Origin of the sequence: Parafrankia sp. Ea1.12 (assembly GCF_900465275.1) — a bacterium.
Lineage (GTDB): Bacteria > Actinomycetota > Actinomycetes > Frankiales > Frankiaceae > Parafrankia > Parafrankia soli.
In genome coordinates this window covers 1-3410 of sequence record NZ_UBIZ01000636.1, presented here as the reverse complement: position 1 = coordinate 3410, position 3410 = coordinate 1, and the positions used below count along the sequence as shown (strand labels likewise).

General features: G+C 72.4%; 4 protein-coding genes. 2 read left to right on the top strand and 2 right to left on the bottom strand.

Annotated features, from left to right (window positions below; translation table 11 throughout):
• On the bottom strand, positions 1–380 hold a 380-nt coding region (locus FMEAI12_RS34145; RefSeq protein ID WP_368672139.1), incomplete at its 3' end, for a PLP-dependent transferase.
• Between the two features lie 143 nt (positions 381–523).
• Entirely contained in the window at positions 524–1768 is a 1245-nt protein-coding gene (locus FMEAI12_RS34140) for an isopenicillin N synthase family oxygenase (RefSeq protein ID WP_112109212.1), read from the bottom strand.
• Between the two features lie 197 nt (positions 1769–1965).
• Here FMEAI12_RS34140 and FMEAI12_RS40405 point away from each other — a divergent pair, with 197 nt between their 5' ends.
• Both FMEAI12_RS40405 and FMEAI12_RS34135 read left to right on the top strand, forming a co-directional pair.
• Complete coding sequence (locus FMEAI12_RS40405) at positions 1966–2058, top strand: putative leader peptide (RefSeq protein ID WP_338045467.1); 93 nt, start codon at positions 1966–1968, stop codon at positions 2056–2058.
• A gap of 444 nt (positions 2059–2502) precedes the next feature.
• A partial coding sequence (locus FMEAI12_RS34135; RefSeq protein ID WP_112109211.1) for a PLP-dependent transferase occupies positions 2503–3410 on the top strand: 908 nt, incomplete at its 3' end.

Genomic DNA, 3410 nt, shown 5'->3' with positions numbered 1-3410 from the left:
AGGTCGTCCGGGTCGTCGACGAACGTGGTCTCGATGCCCAGGTCGGCCAGGGTGTGGCGGAACAGGGCGTACGTTCCGCCGTAGAGCGACGCGGACGACACCAGGTGGTCGCCGGCGGAGGCGAGGTTGAGGACGGCCAGGGTCTGCGCGGCCTGCCCGCTGGCTGTCGCCAGGGCGGCGACACCGCCCTCGAGGTCGGCGACGCGCTGCTCGAGGGCGTCCTGCGTCGGGTTCACCACCCGCGTGTAGGTGAAACCCGTCTCGGTGAGGGCGAACAGACCGGCGGCGTAGGCCGCGTCCGGGAACACGAACGAGGTGCTCTGGTAGATCGGCACCGCGCGGGCCCCGGTCGTGGGATCGGGGCGGGTCCCGGCGTGGATCTGCCGGGTCTCGAACGACCAGTCCGGCGTGCCCGCCGCCGGCCGCCCCGGCTCGCCTCTCTCGCGGGGCGCCGGCGTGACGGCCTTCTGGCCTGCCGGCGCGGCGGTGTTCTGGCGGGCCGGGGAGGCGCCGATGGTGTCGGTCACGCGCCGCCTCCGGCCGCCGGCGCCACGCCCGCCGGGGGTGCCACGTCGGCGTAGTGGCGGCGGGCCACCTCGGGATGGCTGCGCAGCCAGCTCTTCAGGGTGTTCGTCCCGTGCTGGGCGAAGATCGGGTTCTCCGGGTCGGGTGGTTCGGCGTCGGGGATCTCCGCGAGGAGGGCGTCGGGCAGCGGCATGGGTTCGAGGGTGGCCGACAGCCGTGGCCCGAAGAAGAACGCCACGGACACCCGCTCGTGGCCTGGTGGTGGGCTCACGACCCGGTGGACGGTTGCCCGGTAGTAACGCCGGGTGGCCAGCTCGAACATCTCGCCGATGTTCACCACGAACGCGCCAGGCACTGCGGCGGCCTCGATCCACCCGCCCGCGCCGTCGGCGACCTGTAGGCCGGACGGGCCCGTGGGGGAGCGGGGGTCCGGGTGGGCGCTGTCCTGGCGGGCTGAGCGGACGCCGTCCTGCAGGACGAAGGTCAGGAAGCCGCCGTCCTTGTGCGCGCCGACGCCCTGGCCGATGCCTTGGTCGACGTTCTGGCCGTCCGCGGCGGCGTTGGGCTCGGCAGCGTCGTGTCCGGTGGCGTCGTGTCCGGCAGCGTCGTGTCCGGTGGTGCTGCCGGCGGGGGTCGGCAGGTAGCGCAGCAGTTTCAGATGGGAGCGGGGCTCGGCGGAGAAGGTCGGGTCCAGGTGGTCGGGCGGCAGCCCCAGCGATTCGGCGAGCGCACGCACCAGCACCCGCGCGACGCGCCCAAGCTCGGCCAGGTAGGCGAGGGCGGCCACGCGCAGCTCCGGCAGCGCCGCCGGCCACTGGTTGGGCCCGTCCAGACGCAGGTAGGGCGGGTCGTCCGGCCCGAGGACGCGGGCCGGCCGCTCGTCGGAGATGTCGATCTGCTCGCGGAGGTCCGGCCTGCCCCGGGTTATCTCGTGCCCGAGGCGGGTGTAGCCGCGGAAGTGCGGGGAGTGGACGTTCTCGATCTCGAGTTTGGCAGCGAGCGGCAGGTCGAAGAACGCGCGGCTCACCGCGATGATCCGCTCCGTGAGGCCGGAAGGTACGCCGTGCCCGGTCAGCTGGAGAAAGCCCGGATCGCGGCAGGCCGCGCGCAGTGCGTCGAGGAAGTCCCGGCGGTCGGCACGGCCGTCCGGCGCGGTGTAGTCGCGCAGGTCGAGGACGGGGAGTCGCGCGGCACCCGCGCTCGCGGCGCGCGGACGAGCGGGGGAGTCGGGGGAGTCGGGCATGCGAGCCTCCCTGCTCCGGGCGGGATGCGTCGGCGGGACTTTACTCCCTTTCCCGATCGGAGAAGTAGTTTTCCGTGAAGGGCGAGGTCGTGGGTCCACAGGACGTTCGGGGTTGGGTTGGTGACACACAGGAGTGTGGTGTGGGACACGTTGGACGCGTGTTGTCGGCCCGGTATTAGGCGTGTTTCGGTTCGGGCATGTCGACTCCGCTGATGCTGGTGCGTCGGGAGTACATCGATCTGCTCCGCGTCACCTCGGCCGCCTGTACCGGCGGCCGGCCGCTCGGCTAGTTCCCGTCGGGCGAGCGCGACACCCCGCTCCCACGGTCCCACGCTCGCGCTGCTCCTGCGCTCCCACGCTCGCGCTGCTCCCGCAAGCCGCACGCATCCGTCCGGTGGCGCCCGCCGTCCCGTACATGTGGTCCGGCACCGCTGTGACCCGCACTGCGAGCGGGGCCGTTCGGCCGACGCGCTGCCAGGCCATGACCCGGCGGAGTGGTGCCGGTGCGGCGTGTATCCGCGCCATTCCGCTCCGGGCGGGGCATCCTTCTTCCGGCCCCGGGCCGAGGTGCCGAACGGCCACCCGCCCGCGACCAACGGATGTGCGCCGGGGGGCCGGCCAGGCCATGAGATGGGCGTGGCGCACCCCGTGAGGCCCCCCGTCCACGCCGCCGTCCGAGAACCACCCCGAACCAGGCTCCGCCGTACCACCACCGCCAGAGGGGGACTTCCGCCATGACCGAGTCGAACTGGTCGTTCGAGACCCGGCAGATCCACGCGGGCGCCCAGCCCGATCCGACGACCGGTGCGCGAGCCGTCCCGATCTACCAGACGACGAGCTTCGTCTTCCGCGACACCGACCACGCGGCCGCGCTGTTCGCGCTCGGCGAGCCGGGCAACATCTACACCCGGATCATGAACCCCACCCAGGACGTCTTCGAGCAGCGCGTCGCCGCCCTCGAAGGCGGGATCGGCGCGCTCGCCACGGCATCGGGGCAGGCGGCGGAGACGCTGGCGATCCTCAACCTGGCCGAGGCCGGCGACCACATCGTCAGCTCCGCGAACCTCTACGGCGGCACCTACAACCTGTTCCACTACACGCTGCCCAAGTTCGGCGTCTCGGTGTCGTTCGTCGACAACCCGGACGACCTTGACGCCTGGCGGGCCGCGGTACGCCCCGAGACGCGGGCCTTCTACGGCGAGACGATCGGCAACCCGCGCGGGGACGTCTTCGACACCGAGGGCGTCGCGGCCGTCGCGCACGAGGCCGGGATACCTCTGATCATCGACAACACCCTGGCGACGCCCTACCTGTACCGGCCGTTCGAGCACGGCGCCGACATCGTCGTGCACTCGGCCACGAAGTTCATCGGCGGCCACGGCACCTCGATCGGCGGGATCATCGTCGACAGCGGCCGGTTCGACTACGGCGCCAGCGGGCGGTTCGCGAACTTCACCACCCCCGACCCGAGCTACCACGGCCTGGTCTACTGGGACGCCCTCGGTCACGGCAGCTACATCGCCAAGGCCCGGGTGCAGCTCCTGCGCGACCTCGGCCCGGCCGTCGCGCCGCTCAACTCCTTCCTGTTCCCGCAGGGCCTGGAGACGCTGTCACTGCGGATGGAGCGGCACAGCGCCAACGC

Bases quoted from the DNA above. Each gene is read 5' to 3' on its own strand.
- FMEAI12_RS40405 (WP_338045467.1), top strand. From the start codon at position 1,966: ATGTCGACTCCGCTGATGCTGGTGCGTCGGGAGTACATCGATCTGCTC.
- FMEAI12_RS34140 (WP_112109212.1), bottom strand. From the start codon at position 1,768: ATGCCCGACTCCCCCGACTCCCCCGCTCGTCCGCGCGCCGCGAGCGCG.